This is a genomic window from Acinetobacter bereziniae LMG 1003 = CIP 70.12, from assembly GCF_000368925.1.
Classification (GTDB): domain Bacteria; phylum Pseudomonadota; class Gammaproteobacteria; order Pseudomonadales; family Moraxellaceae; genus Acinetobacter; species Acinetobacter bereziniae.
Map to the genome: position 1 here is coordinate 1,898,210 of NZ_KB849756.1, position 18,371 is coordinate 1,916,580.

Below are 18,371 nucleotides of genomic sequence, written 5' to 3' on the forward strand. Positions count from 1 at the left end.
GATGATTCATTTATTTCGCCCTTTTGAATCTATAGATGGTCTTGCTATCGTGAAGCGACATGGATGTCGCCATGTTGAGCGGGGGTATATAGGATGTACCCCTCGCTCAACGAAAGATTTTTGTCACTTTTCATCTCTGAAAAGTGAGGCATCGCCTACGCAAAACAATTTAAACTTTAGCACTAAAGCGTGGCAGTGCAAGCTTTAGATCATCAAATTATTGAATGACCTCAGGATTTTTCGAGAAACTTAATACAACCTAGACCGCTCTTAAACTGCCGATATCATGATTGCTTAAATCATAGAGCTCATTGCACAGTTGATATTTAGCAAAACAATTGAGCAAAAAATTATCGACCTCATTCGTAGAAAGCAGGTGCAATTTCTGTGCATTTTTACGATCAGGTAAGTATGAATCATTATCTAGTTTTCGAAGCAACTGCTGAATTAATTTTTCACTCGGCAGAGTTAAATGCTGTTTATGATCAAGCAAAATCTTTTGTAATGTTCTCATACCTACCAACGCCTAAGAATTTTCAATCTGCTTTTAGCTGTTTGAGAATGGCTTTCAACACTTGAATACGCGCTGAATATTTGTCGTTGGTTGCCACTATATGCCAAGGCGCGTATTCAGTATTGGTTCGTTCAAACATATCCGCCGCTGCATTTAAATACTCATCCCAATGTCCACGATTACGCCAATCTTCAGGTGTAATCTTAAAGCGTTTATGCGGTGTTTGTTCACGGGCTTTAAAACGGGCTTCTTGCTCTTCTTTACTGATCGCTAGCCAGAATTTAACCAATACCGTTTGGTTGTCTACCAAGTCCTTTTCAAAACGATTGATTTCATCATAAGCACGTTGCCACTCAGCAGGTTTGGCAAAGCCTTCTATACGTTCAACCAAGACCCGTCCATACCAAGTTCGATCAAAAATACTGATTTTTTCCTCTGGTTGAATCTTGGTCCAAAAACGCCATAAATAAGGTCGACGCAACTCATACTGTTCAGGTGCTGCGATGGTATAAATTTCGTATTCGCGAGGATCAAGATTTTTGACAATACGTTTGATTGCTCCACCTTTGCCTGCCGCATCCATACCTTCAAATGTCACCACAACATTTCGAGAATCGTTTCGCAACGCTTCTGAAACTTTTTTAGTGAGTTTTTTTAATTCATCCTTATACTGATCTTTATCTAATTCATCCGTCGCTGGTTGTAATAATGCTTCTGGAACAGCCGTTTGTTTCCATTTAGTTCTGACCGTGGTTTTATGCTTGGGTAACTTTTTCAATGCTTGTAAAATATACTGGGCAAATTGCTGATCTCTTGAAATACAATCATCACAGTCAATCACATACCAATCATCAGTAAAACGTTGTCGCAACTTTTGTACGGTGTCGTATTGTTTCTTATTGCGCCAATCCAGCCCCATGAGCTTATGCCAACGTTGTTCAGATGAATCCATTGAATCTAAACGTTTTTGCAAACTTTTCCATGGTAAGTCAAACCACACTTTAATTACATCGACATGGTTATTTTTAAGGTCTTGTTCAAAAGCACGCATGTTTTCGATATAAGCATCGAACATGGTTTCATCTAAGGGCTTAGAAACATGCATGGCGGTTGACAACAAATCACTGTACCAATTCCCAAAAAAAATCTGAATTTGACCTTCAGATGGAATATGCCGTGCATAAGGCTGCCAAAAACTTTGTTTGTTGCTAAATAAGCTCGGTGGATCTGCTTTGACACGTAAATAACGTGGATCAACCCATTCACGTAACTGTTTAACGGCTTCCCCTTTACCTGCCAGCTCAATTCCACTGACTAAAATGACTAAACTTTTGGCATTGTTTTTGTCTTTGGAATTCTTTAACGCATATTGCGCCTCAATCAAATCAACGGATAATTCTTCTTCATCACGCAACGCAAACGGTAATTGTTCTTCAATCATCTGCTTCTCTACTTATCTGAAGGTTTTATCGAGTATACCCATTCGCAAAAAACAGAGTTATATATTTTCTGTACAAAACATTGCATTTTTGCCGATTTAAAAATCCACTGACCATATTTCTCTATTGTTTTTTCACTTTTGTCATAGTGCTATCCCTAAACTAGCTTTATCCTGTAAATAAACGAAATTTAGAGTTTTTGTATGTCAAAACTTGCTGCGCTTGATCAGCTTTTAGAACAATACCAACAATTCAGCTATCACACTGACCCGGTTTTAAAACAACGTCTGCATGAAGCACAGGATTGGTTAAAAGCCCGTATCCAAAACACTCATCATGATTTGTTTAATCAAAAAGAGAATCAATTGATGGCGAAGTATTTCATCAATCGTTTATACGGTGGACCTGAATTTGATGATTTGGCGATACAGATTGAACGTTTGCTGAAATATGCTCATAAGGCTGAAAAAATCATTCCGGAAAATGCCATCAAAACCGGACTAAAATCTGTTGGTTTGGCTGTACTTGCCATGCAGCTGGATGAGCAAGTCGCAGCTCAATTACTCAAAGACTATCCTGCACATCAAATCATTGATGATGAAATGATGCGACTGACTTTGTTAAAACTCGATCAAGCTGAGGCTCGCCAACAACAGTTGAGCTTACTGGATGATTTAGGGAGTGCACTCGATAAGTATATGCGTTCATTTATTATGCATACCGCTTTTAAAATGTGTAAAGGTGCGGCAACAAAATATAAATTTGAATTGATGTATGACTTTATTGGTGAAGGCTTTGTTGCCATGAAGCCCATGAAATCTGCTGCTCAATTTATCCATGAATTTACGCTCAAAGAACGAGAGATTGTTGAAAAAGTCCATCGTGGCGATCCCAATCCTTTCCAAATCTAATCGGATTTGCGCCATTATCAAACCGATCTATTAGATCGGTTTTTGTATATTATTCATAACAATTGCATCATGAGGACTGCAAAATTTTGCAGAATCTGTCATTATGCAGTGCAATATAAAATTTCCTATTTTTGTGTTCAGGAGTGACTCAAATGTCGAATGAAAACCAAAAGCCAACAGCATCAGCTGAAACGGCAACAAATACAGACAAAGTGAGTCCATTTCTAAGTGAACCATTACCGCAAGGTGCGCCTCAGGGGCAACAGCAATCATTACAACAGCAGATGACGGATACACCTGTGTCAGGTCAAGTGCCTAAATATAATCTGCCACGTGGTGCAAATACGGGCAATGTCGGTGCAACAACCCACTTCGGTTATTCCACTGTAAACAGTGAAGAAAAGGCACAAAAAGTTGCCGAAGTATTTCATTCTGTGGCAAGCAAATATGACATCATGAACGACCTGATGTCATTTGGTATTCATCGTTTATGGAAACGCTTTGCGATTAACATGTCTGGCGTGCGCCGTGGGCAACATGTACTTGATATTGCAGGTGGAACGGGTGACTTAGCCAAAGTTTTCAGTCGTGAGGTCGGTCCTACTGGTCATGTAGTCTTATCAGATATTAATGAGTCAATGTTGAATGTTGGTCGTGATCGTTTGATCGATGCTGGCTGTACCAATGTTGACTTTGTTTTGGCAAATGCTGAAACATTGGAACCTTTTGCTGACAACAGTTTTGACTTGCTTACCATCAGCTTTGGCTTACGTAATGTCACCGATAAAGATGCTGCATTACAAGCTATGTATCGTGTTTTAAAACCAGGTGGTCGCTTACTGATCCTTGAGTTTTCTAAACCTGTGTTTGAACCATTTTCAAAACTATACGACCTCTATTCATTTACCGCATTGCCGATCATGGGTAAAATTGTGGCGAATGATTCTGAAAGCTATAAATATTTAGCAGAATCTATCCGTATGCATCCAGATCAACGTACATTAAAAGGTATGATGGAAAATGCAGGCTTCCAAAACTGTGATTATCACAATTTAACGGGTGGTATCGTTGCGGTACACCGTGGTTTCAAACTGTAATTTTCCAAGATAGCACAAGCAAGGTTGGGTTATGTGGTCAATTCTGGCACTCGGTGCAGTTGAACGGTTCATCAATCATGGGATTAATTTGGATGCGATTACTCGCATTCAATTCAATCAGTTACAAGGCAAACTGTTACGTGTCGTGATGGATGCGCCTCAGCTTTCTGTCGATGTTTTTTTTGATGAACATAAAGTTCGTCTTGAACCGACCGTAACGGGCAAAAGTGAAACGCCTTCTGTTTTTGAACAGCGTCCTTTTGATCAAAGCCGTACTATTTCAGAAGCGACGGCGACATTACATGTTAAAAATGTGGTTGAACTGGTCAAGTTATTTATTGCCGATGAGATTGGCAATATTCCTCTACAGGGCGATTATCATCTTTTGCAGGATATTCAAAAGATTATCCAACAGGCTGAACCTGATTTAGCATCACAATTAAGCCCATGGATTGGTCCTGCACTTGCCCATGAAATTGCAAAGATTCAATTTGCGCCTCAACATCTAAAGCGCTCTTTACAAAGCCATTTATTTTTTGCTGAAGATTTTTTAAAAGAAGACAGTGGCATTTTTGCTCCACGTTGGCAAATGGATGATCTGCAACACGATACGCGTCTGCTTAATCAAAATATTGATCGCATTGAAGCAAAAATCCAACAACTCCAAGCTTTACTTAATTCCCACCAAGATCAGGTAATTTAATTTATGATTCCGCACATTGCCCGTTTATTCGAACTTTGGCGTATCGCAGCGCACTATAGACTCGACACACTGGTTCCTGCGGAAGAGTTACCTGAAAAAGCCCGTCATGCATTGTCTTTAATTCGCTTACACCCTGCTGCATGGTCAAGTAAAGAACGTAAAAATCCGCTTAAACTCAAAGAAGCTTTAGAGGAAATGGGACCACTTGCAATTAAATTGGGGCAGTTGTTGTCAACTCGACGGGATTTAATTCCACCTGAAATATTGCAGCAATTGGTTTTACTACAAGATCGGGTAAAACCTTTTGGCTCGGATGTGGCTAAGACACGAATTGAGCAATCGCTGAAAGCCAATATTTCAAGCATTTTTGCACGTTTTGATGAACAGCCTTTAGCTGCGGCTTCAATTGCACAAGTCCATACGGCTGCTTTACATGATGGTCGTGAAGTCGTGGTGAAAGTGACTCGTCCAGATATTCGCAGTCAGATTTTACAAGACTTTGAGATTTTACAATGGCTCGGTGCAAGCTTGGAAAAACGCCTTGAAGCGGCACGGGCAGTACATTTATCTGAAATTATTCAAAATTATCGTCAAGTCATCTTAAACGAGCTCGATCTGACACTCGAAGCAGACAACACTCGCCGTATGCGCCATTACTTCACAGGCTCAAGCATGATGTACGTGCCTGAAGTCTATATGGACAGCAAAGATGTTATGGTGGCTGAACGCATCACTGGTGTTCCGATTTCAGATATAGAAACATTTGAACGCTTGGGTATGGATCGTAAGGATCTTGCCGAAAAAGGTTTAACCATCTTCTTTACTCAGGTGTTCCGAGATAATTTTTTCCATGCAGATATGCACCCTGGAAATGTCTTTGTTGAGACTTTAAACCCAAGTCATCCTCGCTATATCGCGCTGGATTGTGCAATTATGGGCGAGTTGTCCAAGCAAGACCAAATGACTGTTGCCCGCATGCTATTGGCGGTCATGAACAGCGACTTTATGCAATTAATTCAAATTGTGCATCAAGCGGGTTGGATTCCACCAGGCACGGACCAAGATGCGCTGGCTCGTGAAATGCGTCGTACTGTTGGACCGATGGTGTCTAAACCGATGCATGAATTAGACTTTGCTGGGATTTTAATTCAAGTCATGGATATTGCTCGCCGTTTCCATTTAGAAATCCCACCACAATTAATGTTATTGCTAAAGACATTGGTACATGTAGAAGGCTTAGGAACGGACTTATACCCTGAGCTAGATATTTGGAAGTTGGCAAAGCCTATTCTGACTGAATGGGTCAAAGCACAAATGAATCCGCAGAAAAACTTAAAGGAGTTGGGACAAAAAATTCCTGATTTACTTTTAGGTGCTCAGGATTTTCCAACATTAATGGTTGATAGTTTAAATGGTTTAAAAAATCAATCTGCTTGGCACGCCAAACAACTACATGAATTGCAAATGATGCGCTTAGAAGTCGAGCATCAACAAAAACGAAGTTGGATTTTTGGCAGTCTCATGGCGATTTTGCTATCAATAGCCATCATTGCGCCTTGGTATATTTCGATTATTTTAATTATTTTGACCAGTATCTTAGCCATTTGGCGGATTGCCAAATAATATGAGTAAGCCTATTCAATGAATAGGCTTTTTACCGCAAGTTAGGTGTTTAACTTGGAGAACTATATATAAACGCCTAAAGACTTCGCATAATTGAAACCTTAAATATTCTGCTTTTTCCATTGTGAATCATCTAATTGGAATACTGCCTTGTCCCGACCTTCATTTGGATTTTGATTTAAAAAAATTTCATTCCAAGTTTGAACTGTTGTTTTTAATATGGGCGGTGTTTTAAATGATTCAAATAATTGCTTTTCAATAGCTGAAAGTTTACTGCTGATTTTCAGTCGAAATGGTGCCTTATAATTTTTTTTCGTAATCGTGTCTATTTCTTGAAAATCCCAAAAAAATACACCTGTTGTGCTAAAAGGATCATAGAGTGATCTTGTTGTTTTTGCTCGTCTTTCAACCAACTGTAATCCATAAAGATCTCTTAACATTTTAGGGCCTCCTAAACCCTGTGCAAAGACCCATAATGTATTTCCAAAAGTTCCATCTTCTTTTAACCCAATACGAATCGCATTTGCCCACATGAGACGTTTATTATCTCCAAATAAATGTGTTGCAGGTGTACCAATACGAATATGAGCGCCAAGAAAAACTTTATTGCCTAGGGCATCCTCAATAAATCCTTCACTATTAGGGAATCCATCACCATATACCAGTGAAGTAATATCCATATATTTATTAATTCGCTCCACTCGAATCATCAACTCATGACGAACATCTAAATCAGGAACAAAACTTTTACCTGTTGCATCATAAACATCACGAGAAAGGGCAAAAGCATGGTTTTTACCATGATAATGAGAAATAAAGTTAAAACTACGAGGGCTTTCAAATTTTATTTCAGGGACTATCATATTTAATTCACCTGATGGTCTATATTTAATATCGGCATAGTCCTCATCATGACCGAGTATAGGGACTCCCAAAATTCTTAATGGTCCAGATGTATTAGATTGAACTTCTATAGAATTTAATTTTTGCGATTGATTTGTTTTAGATAAATCAATATTTGATTTTGACCAAACACGAGAGCTTACACTTCGAGGAGGAGGAGCTTTAGCCTTCGGTTCAAAAAAACTTCTCTCTAAAGAAAATCCTCGATTATCGCCATGGAAAAAGAAACCTTTGGCTTCAAACTGCGCATTGGGGTGAAAAGAACGTAGATTGATCTGATAATTTGCCAATTTAACTAATTTGATTATTACATCATGGCGTTTTTTATTTGGATCAGCAGGTGTTGTCATTACGGATGCTAAAGTTTTTCCCATTTTTAATCCTTTTTATTGTGTTCTAAATATTCTGCTAAATATTGAAGTCTGAAAGTTTGTACTCCATTTAGTTTTTTTTCTAATTCAGGAAGTGAATAATCCCCCAAAAAATTTTCATAACTTAATTTGTCATCATTAAGTTTGGGGTAAGAAATATTAAATTGCATACAATCCCAATATTCTCCTTTTTCTTTACCTAAACTTTCAAAATCCCCCATATACGATTCATATTCATCTATATTTTTCCAAATATAAGCATCACAAATATTCCAAGCATAGGCTGTTTTTAATTTTACTTGCTCTCGTGTTAAATGATAAACATCTAAGTCATTTGTTTTAGGGTAAAGTTTAGGATCAAATATCATCTGTTTAGCTTGATTATTGCTATCAATATACCAGGACCAATTAACTCTTTGATCGTAATCATACCCCCCTCCACCTTGATAAGGCATATTGATTCGTTGTCCATCTTTGGTCAGTGTAATCCAATAAACATTTCGATAAGTGTAGTTCATACTTTTAGTCAGAACTTCTCTTCGTGAAGCTTTAACTTTGATTAAACCATTTTCAGGAACAGTTAAAGACATGCCTAGCGGGTCCATTTTTAAGTCTTGTCCATCTGCTTGGTCAAATACCACAAACACAGGACCTATGAAGTTTTCAGGAATTAAAAAGACAACAGCTGGTTTCATGGCATCCTTCCCCCAACTTACCAACTTGATGACAACAATCGTCGCAACCAAGAGGCTGATGATGAATATAATGAATTTTGTTTTCGTCAAATTCAGTTTTTTAATCACTCTTCTTTCCATTGGTGATTGATATCATCATCGCCTAAATATTTAAGTTCCAATTTTTCAGCCTCCGTTCCAGTTTGAACAAATTGAGTTTGTTGTTGATCATCTAAATTTGCATTGAACTGATAACTACGTTTTGAATTAAAGAGTTTAAAAGGTAAATTTTTAATATCTTCATCACTGATTAAATTAAAACCGTGATTAAAGCCTTCTAAATTTGAGCTTGGCAAAAAAGGCAATGTTGTAACGACTTTTTGCCCTCCCTCAAACTTATGTTGTCCTGCCTGAAACACAACTTTACCGCCTGTCGAGATAGTAATCCCTTGACCATCAATTTGAATACGAGAACCACCTGCCATTTTTATTACTCAAATATGCATTGTTTAACAAAATAGTATAATATATAGTCAAAATAGTCAAAATTTAAGCAAAACAAATCATGATTTATAAGAATTTCTTAAATCTTAAAATCATCAAGAACCATAGCTACAAAAAGGAAGCATACGCCTAAACAATGGAGAAAAATTTCTGATGACAATGATTATCACTGCCCATTTAGGAGATTGTATCCTGATCGCCGCAGATAAAAGAGCAATGTCATGTAATTTAGAAACTGGACAAATCAAATTGGCAAACGATAATGAGCAAAAAATAAAATTATGGAATCGAGGCGCAATTGCTGGCACAGGCGAAACCATATTTTTAGATCGAGTTGCAGATTATTTTATTCAATTTAAAAAAGATGAGTACCATTTAAAACAATTAGATAGAATTTATGACGAGATAGAAAAACGAATGCTTGAAGGTATTCCACCAAAAGTTTTATACAATAACTGCATTATGTTTTCCATGTTTAATGGCGTTGAGACTTTATTACACTCTATCCCCATTGAGCCTTTTTTTCACGTCATTGAAAAAAATGATCGTAAAATCATTCAGCCTAAAGTACTTACAATTAAAGCTTATGATGTAGATGTCACCTGCTTTAATCTTCCACCAGATATGAGCAACCTACAGGAATTCCAACGAAATTTAAAAGCGCTGTCCGATTTTACAGACGAAAAAGAATTCGTTTTCTATTACATCAGACATTTAAAAAAAATTTTTGCGACACATGCTCAAGTAGACCCAAGTATTACCACATCATTTGATCTCTATTTACAATCTTGTGTGACAGGAAGAAATATAGCAATTCATGTTCCAAGTTTAATTTTACCTTCAGTCATCTCCGATGACTTAAACTATTGGAATAGAATGAACAATATATAGATTAAGATAATATTTAAATCATAAGGTGGACGATTTGCAGGATACACATCCACACTCTAACATTAGACCTCTTGCGAAAGTAGATTTTTTTGTCATTTGGGTTTTATATAATGCCTTATAAATCAAAGGTTACATCTGCTCAAATTTCAACCAAAGCAAGAGACCTATTAACTAAATAAATCATTATATAAAGAGATAAAAAAACATCTATTGTTTGGTTTTCATTTGATTTTAATAAGCTTTATATCAAACTGAAATTATCTTTTATTTGCTAGCCTGTTTACTGCAGCTTGAATAATATCTGGTAATAGTTCTTTTCGAGGCCCTGATGAGTCTCCAATCATTTTTGCGATACTTTCGCTATCCATGATCCAGCAATTACTTGGAATGAATTGGATCTGTGGTTTTCCATCAAAATGACTAATTGTTAAAAACATTCTTTTGAATTGCACCATTCTTGTAATTATTGCTCTTACAATTTCTTCTTCTTTAAACTCAGGATATTCTGGAATCTTACCACCCAGTCGATCAATTTCACTATGCAACCCCCAGTAGTAATCCATAATTTTATTACAAGTTTCTGATTGCAAGAGATCGAATGATATCGGGGGAGTTTCAATATCTTGATTGTGAACATCAGAAAATTTATCAGTCGAATATGCTGTGGGTGCAGCACATTTTGGACATGAAATAGCGAGGTCACTGAATCTTTTACCACATTCTTTGCAATTAATTAGAGCCATTTTGATTTCCTTAACGTGATATGAGGGAGTAATAAATTTATCGCTCAATAGTTACAGGTTTATTTTCTTGGTTGCTTATACTCACAATAACCTACAGTTACGTTATAGTTTAAACACAAGTATGGTCTGGAAAACTTAGACATGAGTCAAAATGTAAGCCAAGAAATTATTGATTTACTTTCTAAAAGTGGAATTATCTTTACCCTAACTGTACCTATCCCTTACGGAACTACACAGATCAATTTAGACAAAAATCTTGTATCGGAATATGTATTGGATAAATATTTAGCATTAGCAAAATATTATGGTGTTTCAAAATCAGAATATGTGTTGTGGTTACAACAAAACATGAGTGTCATATGTTGTGGGACTACAAAGCAGGGGAAAAGATGTAAAAAGACTGTTAAAGACGGAAACCATGTTGATATTCAACAATGGATAAAAATGCAAGGTTTAGTTTGTGAATTACATGAATCAGAACTTAAATAATATTGATAACACTACATTTTGTGTTAGCGATCCTCAAAAACAGGGTTCCAACAAACATGATTGCTTTAACTCATTAAAAACTTAGCAAACCTTTGTTGATCATTGATTTAAGCAATTCAATTTCCATGACTGTAAAGTCATCTACTGACACCTCTCGCCATTGCTGAAAATGCCACTCAACTTAAAATGAAAAATCCGTTTGAGTGAGTGTCGCAATGATTCAGATTTTACAGAAACGCCCTTCTGCTTTAACCCTTCGTGCAGGCTCACTCGCCAAACAACTCATCGCAAAAGAAGGATTGCAGTCACAACACGTGGATATGATCCCCGGTGCAGCAGGAGGTCCAAAAGGCATTGGGCTGATGGGGCTTGATCAAGCGATTTTTGGTGATTTTCTACAACGTGTCAAGCAACGCCGCTTTCTTATCGGCTCATCCGTTGGCGCATGGCGTTTTGCTGGGATTTTAGCACAGGGAGAACTACTCGGACCTGAGCGATTGGCTGAGTTATATATCCATTTACCTTTTCATAAAAAGATGAAGATCGCAGAGATTGAAAAAATATCTCGGGAGATGTTGTACAGTATTTTAGACCACCAAACCCAAAAACTGGTCGAACATCCTGATTATCACCTCACCATTATTTCAGCCAAAGCAGAACATTTATTTCAAAGTGATCAGAAGCTTGCACTTTATGGTTCTTTATTGGGCATTATCGGCAGTAATGCTGTTTCTAGACAACATCTCAGTAAGTTTATGCAACGCGTAATTTGTCAGCCAGCACAATTTCCACAATTTAAAATTCAAGATGACGCTTTTAAAACACATTATTTAAATTTTGACCAAGACAATGTTGCCGATTGGCTCATGGCTTCAGGTTCAATTCCGGCAGTTACGCCAGCAGTCAAAAATATCACCAATGCACCTCATGGTGCATATCGTGATGGTGGTTTGATTGACTATCACATCGACTTGCCTTTTGAAAGTAACGGCATTGTTTTATACCCACATTTTACCGACCGAATTATTCCAGGTTGGTTCGATAAAATGTTTAAATCTCGAACTGCAAATCCTCAAAACCAAGCGAGAACATTACTAATCTCGCCCTCTCAAGCCTATTTAGAATCATTAGCTCTAGGGCGTTTACCTGACCGTAAAGACTTTGTGATGAAAGGTTTAGATGATCAAAAACGGATCACACTATGGAAACAATCCGTCGCAGAAAGCCAACGACTGGGAGATGAGTTTCTAGAATTGATCGAAAAGCAGAACTGGGCTGAACATATACAAGACTTATAGCCTCTGATTTTTATTTAATGCTATTCAAGGGAACTCGCATAGTATAGCCAATTTGTTAAAAACGCATACAGTAAATAAAATCAAGGCGATAGATATATTGTTTGATGATATAAAGCTTGCAATGCCACACTTTTCCTCTAAAGTTTAAATAGATTTGCGTAAGCGACACCTTACTTTTCAGAGATGAAAAAATAACAAAAATCTTGCGTTTAACAGGGATCTTGCGCTGCAAAAAAAAGCAGTGCTTTGTTTTTGCTCATATCGCCCTTGACCGACGGCGGCATCCATGCCGTCAACTTTGATAGCGACATTAGGTAAAATTCGCTGATGAAAAAAGCAAAGACTATTTCATTTTTATTCAGTTAATAATATTGATTGATATAAAGTCAAAACAACAAGGATGTTGCACAAAATAAAGTGTGTTGATCACTGATTTTTTTTGCTAAATTTAAACCATTCAAAATACTTATGCCAATAATGAATCAAAATAACACCCCAAAATTTGCCATCGTTGGGGCAGGAACAGCTGGGCTTGCCGCTGCAATTTTACTTGCACAACAACATATTCATGTCACCATTTTTGAAAAAGCGCATGCACTTGAACCTGTTGGTGCGGGTTTATTACTACAACCCTCTGGTTTGGCTGTTTTTGAGCATCTAGGAGTTTTAGAAGATGCCTTGAAACTGGGTGCATTGGTGACAGGTTTAGAAGGTCAACTCGCCAATGGATTTAAGTTGGTCGACAGTCATTACGTACAAGCCCACCCAGATTTTTATGGTTTAGGAATCCATCGAGCGACCTTATGCCATGTATTAGAAAAAAAATGTCATGAATATGCTGAATTGATCACATGGCACATGAATACTGATATTGAAAGACTTAATGAATCCTCACATGAAATCCGAGTCATCGGTACACAACATCAAGAATATTTTGAAGACGTATTTGATCATGTGATTATTGCCAATGGTGCACGAAGCCGGCTGAGACCTCGTCAATGGGTTAAAGTTGATCAAGCTTACCCATGGGGAGCCAAATGGACCATAGTGCCTGAATGTTTAACACTGGATACGCAGATCCTGCATCAATTTTATGACCGCGCTAAAATAATGATGGGCATTCTACCTACAGGTGCTATTCCAAACCAACCACAACAACGACTTTCTAGTATTTTTTGGAGCCTTCCCACCAACCAACTAGAAAGTTTTTTGCCCGATCAGCACGCACGTTCCGAATGGCTCAAAGAAATTTCCCAACGCTGGAAGCCAGCAGCAGATTGGTTAGAGCAGGTCATCACCAATCCAGAGGAAAAACAACAATGGCTTTCAGCCAATTATCGTGATGTGGTGCTCTCCAAATTTGGTGAAGGGCGTATTGGAATTATAGGTGATGCTGCACATGCAATGAGCCCGCAACTTGGTCAAGGCGCAAATATGGCGTTGTTAGATGCATGGGCTTTAGGTCAAGCTGTTCGGCATGCAAGAGATAATCAAACTATTGATCGTGTAAAGCTTTGGCAACATTACCATCAGCACCGAAAAAGCTCGACTGATTTTTATCAATTTTTAAGTCGCTTGCTTACCCCTCTTTATCAATCTGATCTATGGTGGGCAGGTACTTTGCGAGATTTTAGCTTTTCTTGGATGTATCGAATACCCTATTTTAGAAAGGAGATGGCAATCACCGTGACAGGTTTAAAATCAGGTATGTTCAGCCAAATGAAGTATCAGGACATTGCACACTCGTCACTGAACCGAAAAAAATGATGCTCACTGTAATACAAAACAGTGCGATAGTGCTGTAACTCATCTTGTTTGATAAAATTGTGCTCGATGAAATTATGCTCATTAAAACCACGCTCGTTAAAACTATGCCCTTTAAAATCGTGCATTATGGTCTGATAACTTTCTTCGACGCCCAATCGTTCTTCTGCTCGCCAAAAGCTAAAATTGAGAGTCTTTGTTTTTGCTTCGCTTAATGGCAATCGTTGATTCATCTGCACAAAATAAATGAGCCCCAATAAACCCACACCCTGCTGTTTTAATTTAAATACTTGCTGAATCAATGCCTTCATCTTCGGCTTTAAATGTGCGAGCAAGATTTTTGATCTCAACGAAATCCATGATCAATATTTTCCTAAAATGTTGGAAATAACGTACACTATACAAGCGCTACGCTATCTATCACATGCGTTTAAAGTAATTATCTTATATTGATTAACCTGGTGAAATCCTATGAACAATCTGCAATGGCTCGATGAAGTAAAATTTAACGAACAAGGACTTATTCCTGCTATTGCACAACATCATCAAACTGGGCGTATTTTGATGGTGGCATGGATGAACCGTGAAGCACTGCAACTGACCGCTGAAAAAATGCGTGGTGTTTACTTCTCACGCTCACGTAATAAATTGTGGTTCAAAGGCGAGGAATCAGGGCATTTCCAAACTGTTTATGAAATTCGTTTAGACTGTGATGCTGACGTCATTGTTTTACAAATCGAACAGCATGGTGGTATTGCCTGCCATACAGGTCGTGAGTCTTGTTTCTATCGTAAATTGACAGCACATGGCTGGGAAATTGTTGACGCTCAACTCAAAGATCCACAAGCAATTTATGGTGATAATACTTCAGCGAATGCACATACAATTGCGATGAATGCATCGAATGCTCAAGCTGAACAAGTTGAAGTCTTAGGTTATCTAGGCAAAATGATGGCTGAGCGTAAAGCGACTGATCCTGAATCGTCTTATGTTGCCAAGCTTTATCATAAAGGTTTGAATAAAATCTTAGAAAAAATCGGTGAAGAAAGCATTGAAACCATCATTGCGGCAAAAGACTTTAAAGCCGAAGCCAATGAAAATCATAAAAATGATTTAATCTATGAAGTTGCAGACCTATGGTTCCATACCATTGTGATGCTGGGTTATTTTGATTTGGATGTACAACTGGTCTTAAACGAGCTTGCACGTCGTCAAGGGCTTTCAGGTTTAGTTGAAAAAGCCAACCGTGAGCATTAATTGGCAGATGTAATATCGGCATTTTAATTCAGAAAAACGCGCAATTTTAAGCGCGTTTTTTATGCCTATATAGATCAACTTAGATACAATAAAATCAAGTCAAGGAAATATCTTATTTTTGAGAAATCTTAAATGGATCATCAATATAAAAATCTAACGATTCCAGCCCATACCCAATTTGCAGATATTAATTTTGTGGGTTGTGATTTTAGTCATAGCATTATGGATGATGTAATTTTTAAAAATGTGAATTTTTACCAATGTATTTTTCAGAAAACTTCGTGTTCTAGTGCTCGTTTTTGGGGATGCTTCTTTGATGAGTGTACTTTTAAAAATACAGATTTGAGGCACACTTATCTTGGTGCTTGGGGTGGTGGCTTATCTAATTGTCAGTTTATTAAATGCAAAATCAACCCTCTTTTTGATACCTATTATTTAATTGATTGCATTTTTGATCATTGTAAATTTAAAACTGTTGAGATCCAAAGCCTTTATCTGAACAATGTTAAATTTATGGGTCCACTCGAAGACATCAGTATCCAAAAACTCGATATTGCAGAACTAACTCAATATCAGACACCAGAACAAGCAGCGCTGATCAAAAAGAAAATTCAAGAAAAGACGGCAAATGCTTTTTATCACCCAGATATTGTCATTGATGGGCTTGATTTTTCAGAGGCTCGTTTAAAATTCATACAAATTAAGTCCTCTACACTAAAGGGAGTCCAAGTCGCGAATGATCCCTATCATCTTTTACTTTTAAAGAATGCAAAAAATATTACTCAACAAGTTTATCAAGATATTCAGTTGAATTGGGACGAGCCTGAAACGCAAAGTTGGGCACTTCAATGTATACAACGTTTTTTAAAGTCAGATTTTGCGATCATCTGCTTTGATGAATTTAAACATTTTGAAAATTCCGACTTTGCTAAAAAATTAATGACATTATTCAATAAATATCAGCCATAAAAAAGCAGCGAGTATTCGCTGCTTTTTTATTCAAATCTTAAATTAAGAAGATTTCTTCTCAACAGAAGGCGCGATTGGATCAGCAGTCAAATAACCCACTGCAGCCGCGTAACGATCTTTATAGTTACTACGAATCAATGGATCTAAAGTTGCTTGAACTTTACTGTGCAAAGAGCCCCAGTCTCCAGCATGCTGGAAGTTGCTCATGATGTAGGTCCAGCCATTAATTGAGTCTACGGCATGCAAACCTGTCGACTCTGCGCCTGCTGGGCATGAAAGAATGCGGTCTAATTTCTTTGTATCCACATTATATGCCCATAAGTAGTTATTCACATGGTTACCACTGTCTTCACCGATGAATAATGTACGTAACGCTTCAGAGAATTTTAAGTTATCTGCACTTGCAATCGTATTTGGATCAGAAGTATTGCCGATATTTAACGGATCAGCAGAAGCATCAATATCTTTTCCAATTAAAAGCATGTGTGATTGGTAAGGTACCCAGTCACTTTGAATAGCTTTTCCAGATTTATCGCTCTTAGAGCCTGCCATATCATGTGCAACAATACCACCAGCAGAAATCTTTTTCGCAAATGCTACATTATGTGACTCTAACCAAGCAGCATTGCCTTTAATCATTGAATCTTGAATATTGGCAAGGGCTGAATAAGCAACTTTGTCTTTAGCATTGACTGTTGTTCCTTCCATTTTGGTAAACGCCATACTACCGCCCATCAACGCTGCGTAGCGATGCGTTTCCAAGAATGCAGCTGCTTTTTCCATACCTGGTTTAACTTTTACCCAAACTGTTTTCTTTTGCAGAATGATCTTGGTATAGCTTGCATCTTGTGGATCTTTATCTAAACTTTCCATGATTTGACTTGGTTGAATATTTTGAACATTCACCAAATCTTCAATTTCTTGACTGGTTGCATGACCCAAGTTAATCCACTGGATTTGTGCAGTTGAGGTTTCATTCAACTCATTTAAATACTTCGCCACATATAATGTTCCAGCAGATAAATCTTTCTCTTTATCCGCAACGAACATAAACAAACCGCCATTGGTATAATCATCACCCATCAATGCAGTGCGATTATCAGGCATCACTTGAATCAACTCATGTGAGATACGACCCAAGCAATAGTGTTTTTTCACTGTGCCTGTACCATCTTTATTTACAGTGACTTCAGGTAAGTGACCGTAGTTATAAGGTTTTGCAGAGGTTTCATCACCATAGACATTTTTACTATAAGCTTTCATGGTGGTCATATCTGTACCTAAGCCTTGACCAAATGCATCTGGCTCATACTCTTCACTTGAAAGATGTGTGCCCCACGGTGACAGGCTTGCACCACAAGTAATCCATAAACCATGTGCTTTTGACATATCTACATTGTGATATTTCACAAAAGATAAATGACCCGTTTTCGGATCTTGGTCAAGTGAAATCACCCCAATTGGCGATGGCAACTTGCCATACATGTCATTACCCGCCAAATCACGTGTGGTATATTCAAATTGCACCACAGCAAATACCGGATTGCCTTTTACACCATCAATTTTGGCATCTTTAACAGTGAGCAAAGATGTTCCATCTGGACAATCTGAGAAGAATTGACGTGGTGAACCTGTAGAGTTATCCATGATTGGCTTATTATTAATATCATAATAGCCACCTGCCAAGATTTTGCTACCCTTTCCATCACTGACCAAATCACCTGTTTGGAAGAAGGTTTTATAAGCAAGTTTGTAGTCAGTTTTAGTATTGTCATCCCATGTTACGGCTAGGCTAGAAGCAACTGTTGTTGTCGCCATCGCTGCTGGGTTTGCCAACGTTGGTGCATCCATTGGTGTAAATGTTGCAGTTTTTAATTTAGCTGGGTTGATGGGTTGAACTGTATCTTTGTCATCATCATTACAACCTGCAAGAGTAGCAGAAGTTGCCATTGCCCCAAGTGGAAGAAACGGAATGCTGGCTAACCATGTAAGCACTTCACGACGTGTGTGTTGGTTGGCTGAATTTGTCATAACTTTATCCGAATATGTTATAGAATTTTCCCGAGCCCAGTTTAAGAATCAGTTATGACAATCTAGTTTCACTTTTAAGTCATTTTAAAGACAAACATATATAAAAATTCGTATGATGATAAAAATGATCAGGTTTGTTGTTTTGAGTTTTTTTATATCTATCTTCATTCTTCTGTTCATCCTCATTGAA

At 37.7% G+C, this 18,371-nt stretch carries 18 protein-coding genes; 10 read left to right on the forward strand and 8 right to left on the reverse strand.

All coding sequences use genetic code 11. The annotated features are described in order from the left end of the window. Positions 1–259: 259 nt before the first annotated feature. Together F938_RS18785 and pap are read right to left on the reverse strand one after the other, a co-directional pair. Positions 260–514 (reverse strand): hypothetical protein, encoded by a 255-nt coding sequence (locus F938_RS18785; RefSeq protein WP_005034277.1) that lies wholly within the window; start codon positions 512–514, stop codon positions 260–262. Positions 515–536: 22 nt separating this feature from the next. Continuing rightward, positions 537–1,955: a polyphosphate:AMP phosphotransferase gene (gene pap, locus F938_RS18790; RefSeq protein WP_005034278.1), complete on the reverse strand. Its 1,419-nt coding sequence runs from the start codon at positions 1,953–1,955 to the stop codon at positions 537–539. 201 nt (positions 1,956–2,156) lie between these two features. On the opposite strand from pap, the gene F938_RS18795 reads away from it, so the two are divergent. From F938_RS18795 to F938_RS18810, 4 genes are all read left to right on the forward strand, one after another. Then, positions 2,157–2,864: a DUF8198 family protein gene (locus F938_RS18795; protein ID WP_004825341.1), complete on the forward strand. Its 708-nt coding sequence runs from the start codon at positions 2,157–2,159 to the stop codon at positions 2,862–2,864. Positions 2,865–3,016: 152 nt separating this feature from the next. After that, the gene (gene ubiE / locus F938_RS18800) at positions 3,017–3,961 is read left to right on the forward strand and encodes a bifunctional demethylmenaquinone methyltransferase/2-methoxy-6-polyprenyl-1,4-benzoquinol methylase UbiE (protein WP_005034279.1); all 945 of its coding nucleotides are present in this window, start codon (positions 3,017–3,019) and stop codon (positions 3,959–3,961) included. A gap of 31 nt (positions 3,962–3,992) precedes the next feature. Beyond that, a complete protein-coding gene (locus tag F938_RS18805) occupies positions 3,993–4,664 on the forward strand; it encodes a ubiquinone biosynthesis accessory factor UbiJ (RefSeq protein ID WP_005034282.1) in 672 nt (223 codons plus the stop codon). Between the two features lie 3 nt (positions 4,665–4,667). Beyond that, complete coding sequence (locus F938_RS18810; RefSeq protein WP_005034285.1) at positions 4,668–6,287, forward strand: ABC1 kinase family protein; 1,620 nt, start codon at positions 4,668–4,670, stop codon at positions 6,285–6,287. A gap of 101 nt (positions 6,288–6,388) precedes the next feature. On the opposite strand, the gene F938_RS18815 is transcribed toward F938_RS18810, so the two are convergent. From F938_RS18815 to F938_RS18825, 3 genes are all read right to left on the reverse strand, one after another. After that, a complete protein-coding gene (locus tag F938_RS18815) occupies positions 6,389–7,564 on the reverse strand; it encodes a hypothetical protein (protein WP_005034287.1) in 1,176 nt (391 codons plus the stop codon). Positions 7,565–7,566: 2 nt separating this feature from the next. Further along, on the reverse strand, positions 7,567–8,256 hold the full coding sequence (locus F938_RS18820) for a hypothetical protein (RefSeq protein ID WP_005034289.1): 690 nt from the start codon (positions 8,254–8,256) through the stop codon (positions 7,567–7,569). A gap of 104 nt (positions 8,257–8,360) precedes the next feature. Next, a complete protein-coding gene (locus tag F938_RS18825; protein ID WP_005034291.1) occupies positions 8,361–8,720 on the reverse strand; it encodes a hypothetical protein in 360 nt (119 codons plus the stop codon). 172 nt (positions 8,721–8,892) lie between these two features. On the opposite strand from F938_RS18825, the gene F938_RS18830 reads away from it, so the two are divergent. After that, the gene (locus F938_RS18830) at positions 8,893–9,630 is read left to right on the forward strand and encodes a hypothetical protein (protein ID WP_005034294.1); all 738 of its coding nucleotides are present in this window, start codon (positions 8,893–8,895) and stop codon (positions 9,628–9,630) included. Between the two features lie 257 nt (positions 9,631–9,887). On the opposite strand, the gene F938_RS18835 is transcribed toward F938_RS18830, so the two are convergent. Then, on the reverse strand, positions 9,888–10,373 hold the full coding sequence (locus F938_RS18835; RefSeq protein ID WP_005034299.1) for a hypothetical protein: 486 nt from the start codon (positions 10,371–10,373) through the stop codon (positions 9,888–9,890). 141 nt (positions 10,374–10,514) lie between these two features. On the opposite strand from F938_RS18835, the gene F938_RS18840 reads away from it, so the two are divergent. The 3 genes from F938_RS18840 (at position 10,515) to F938_RS18850 (ending at position 13,927) form a co-directional block, all read left to right on the forward strand. Beyond that, the gene (locus F938_RS18840; protein ID WP_005034302.1) at positions 10,515–10,862 is read left to right on the forward strand and encodes a hypothetical protein; all 348 of its coding nucleotides are present in this window, start codon (positions 10,515–10,517) and stop codon (positions 10,860–10,862) included. A 215-nt stretch (positions 10,863–11,077) separates the two neighbouring features. Continuing rightward, positions 11,078–12,160, forward strand: a complete 1,083-nt coding sequence (locus F938_RS18845) for a patatin-like phospholipase domain-containing protein (protein WP_005034304.1) — start codon at positions 11,078–11,080, stop codon at positions 12,158–12,160. 477 nt (positions 12,161–12,637) lie between these two features. Beyond that, complete coding sequence (locus F938_RS18850) at positions 12,638–13,927, forward strand: FAD-dependent oxidoreductase (RefSeq protein ID WP_005034306.1); 1,290 nt, start codon at positions 12,638–12,640, stop codon at positions 13,925–13,927. Here F938_RS18850 and F938_RS18855 read toward each other — a convergent pair. Further along, on the reverse strand, positions 13,888–14,274 hold the full coding sequence (locus F938_RS18855) for a hypothetical protein (protein WP_227567158.1): 387 nt from the start codon (positions 14,272–14,274) through the stop codon (positions 13,888–13,890). The two genes, F938_RS18850 and F938_RS18855, sit on opposite strands and share 40 nt — an antisense overlap. Positions 14,275–14,395: 121 nt before the next feature. Between F938_RS18855 and hisIE the strand changes: the two genes are divergently transcribed. Beyond that, complete coding sequence (gene hisIE, locus F938_RS18860; protein WP_005034311.1) at positions 14,396–15,181, forward strand: bifunctional phosphoribosyl-AMP cyclohydrolase/phosphoribosyl-ATP diphosphatase HisIE; 786 nt, start codon at positions 14,396–14,398, stop codon at positions 15,179–15,181. A 132-nt stretch (positions 15,182–15,313) separates the two neighbouring features. Beyond that, on the forward strand, positions 15,314–16,150 hold the full coding sequence (locus tag F938_RS18865; RefSeq protein ID WP_005034314.1) for a pentapeptide repeat-containing protein: 837 nt from the start codon (positions 15,314–15,316) through the stop codon (positions 16,148–16,150). A 42-nt stretch (positions 16,151–16,192) separates the two neighbouring features. Here the strand turns inward: F938_RS18865 and F938_RS18870 are convergent, their stop codons facing one another. Next, entirely contained in the window at positions 16,193–18,181 is a 1,989-nt protein-coding gene (locus F938_RS18870) for a PhoX family protein (RefSeq protein ID WP_005034316.1), read from the reverse strand. Positions 18,182–18,371: the final 190 nt, after the last annotated feature.

Coding starts and splice junctions, on each gene's coding strand:
- F938_RS18835 (WP_005034299.1), bottom strand. CDS start 10,373: ATGGCTCTAATTAATTGCAAAGAATGTGGTAAAAGATTCAGTGACCTC.
- F938_RS18850 (WP_005034306.1), top strand. CDS start 12,638: ATGAATCAAAATAACACCCCAAAATTTGCCATCGTTGGGGCAGGAACA.
- F938_RS18795 (WP_004825341.1), top strand. CDS start 2,157: ATGTCAAAACTTGCTGCGCTTGATCAGCTTTTAGAACAATACCAACAA.
- F938_RS18845 (WP_005034304.1), top strand. CDS start 11,078: ATGATTCAGATTTTACAGAAACGCCCTTCTGCTTTAACCCTTCGTGCA.
- F938_RS18840 (WP_005034302.1), top strand. CDS start 10,515: ATGAGTCAAAATGTAAGCCAAGAAATTATTGATTTACTTTCTAAAAGT.
- F938_RS18785 (WP_005034277.1), bottom strand. CDS start 514: ATGAGAACATTACAAAAGATTTTGCTTGATCATAAACAGCATTTAACT.
- ubiE (WP_005034279.1), top strand. CDS start 3,017: ATGTCGAATGAAAACCAAAAGCCAACAGCATCAGCTGAAACGGCAACA.
- F938_RS18815 (WP_005034287.1), bottom strand. CDS start 7,564: ATGGGAAAAACTTTAGCATCCGTAATGACAACACCTGCTGATCCAAAT.
- F938_RS18805 (WP_005034282.1), top strand. CDS start 3,993: ATGTGGTCAATTCTGGCACTCGGTGCAGTTGAACGGTTCATCAATCAT.
- pap (WP_005034278.1), bottom strand. CDS start 1,955: ATGATTGAAGAACAATTACCGTTTGCGTTGCGTGATGAAGAAGAATTA.
- F938_RS18810 (WP_005034285.1), top strand. CDS start 4,668: ATGATTCCGCACATTGCCCGTTTATTCGAACTTTGGCGTATCGCAGCG.
- F938_RS18830 (WP_005034294.1), top strand. CDS start 8,893: ATGACAATGATTATCACTGCCCATTTAGGAGATTGTATCCTGATCGCC.
- F938_RS18865 (WP_005034314.1), top strand. CDS start 15,314: ATGGATCATCAATATAAAAATCTAACGATTCCAGCCCATACCCAATTT.
- F938_RS18825 (WP_005034291.1), bottom strand. CDS start 8,720: ATGGCAGGTGGTTCTCGTATTCAAATTGATGGTCAAGGGATTACTATC.
- F938_RS18820 (WP_005034289.1), bottom strand. CDS start 8,256: ATGAAACCAGCTGTTGTCTTTTTAATTCCTGAAAACTTCATAGGTCCT.
- F938_RS18870 (WP_005034316.1), bottom strand. CDS start 18,181: ATGACAAATTCAGCCAACCAACACACACGTCGTGAAGTGCTTACATGG.
- hisIE (WP_005034311.1), top strand. CDS start 14,396: ATGAACAATCTGCAATGGCTCGATGAAGTAAAATTTAACGAACAAGGA.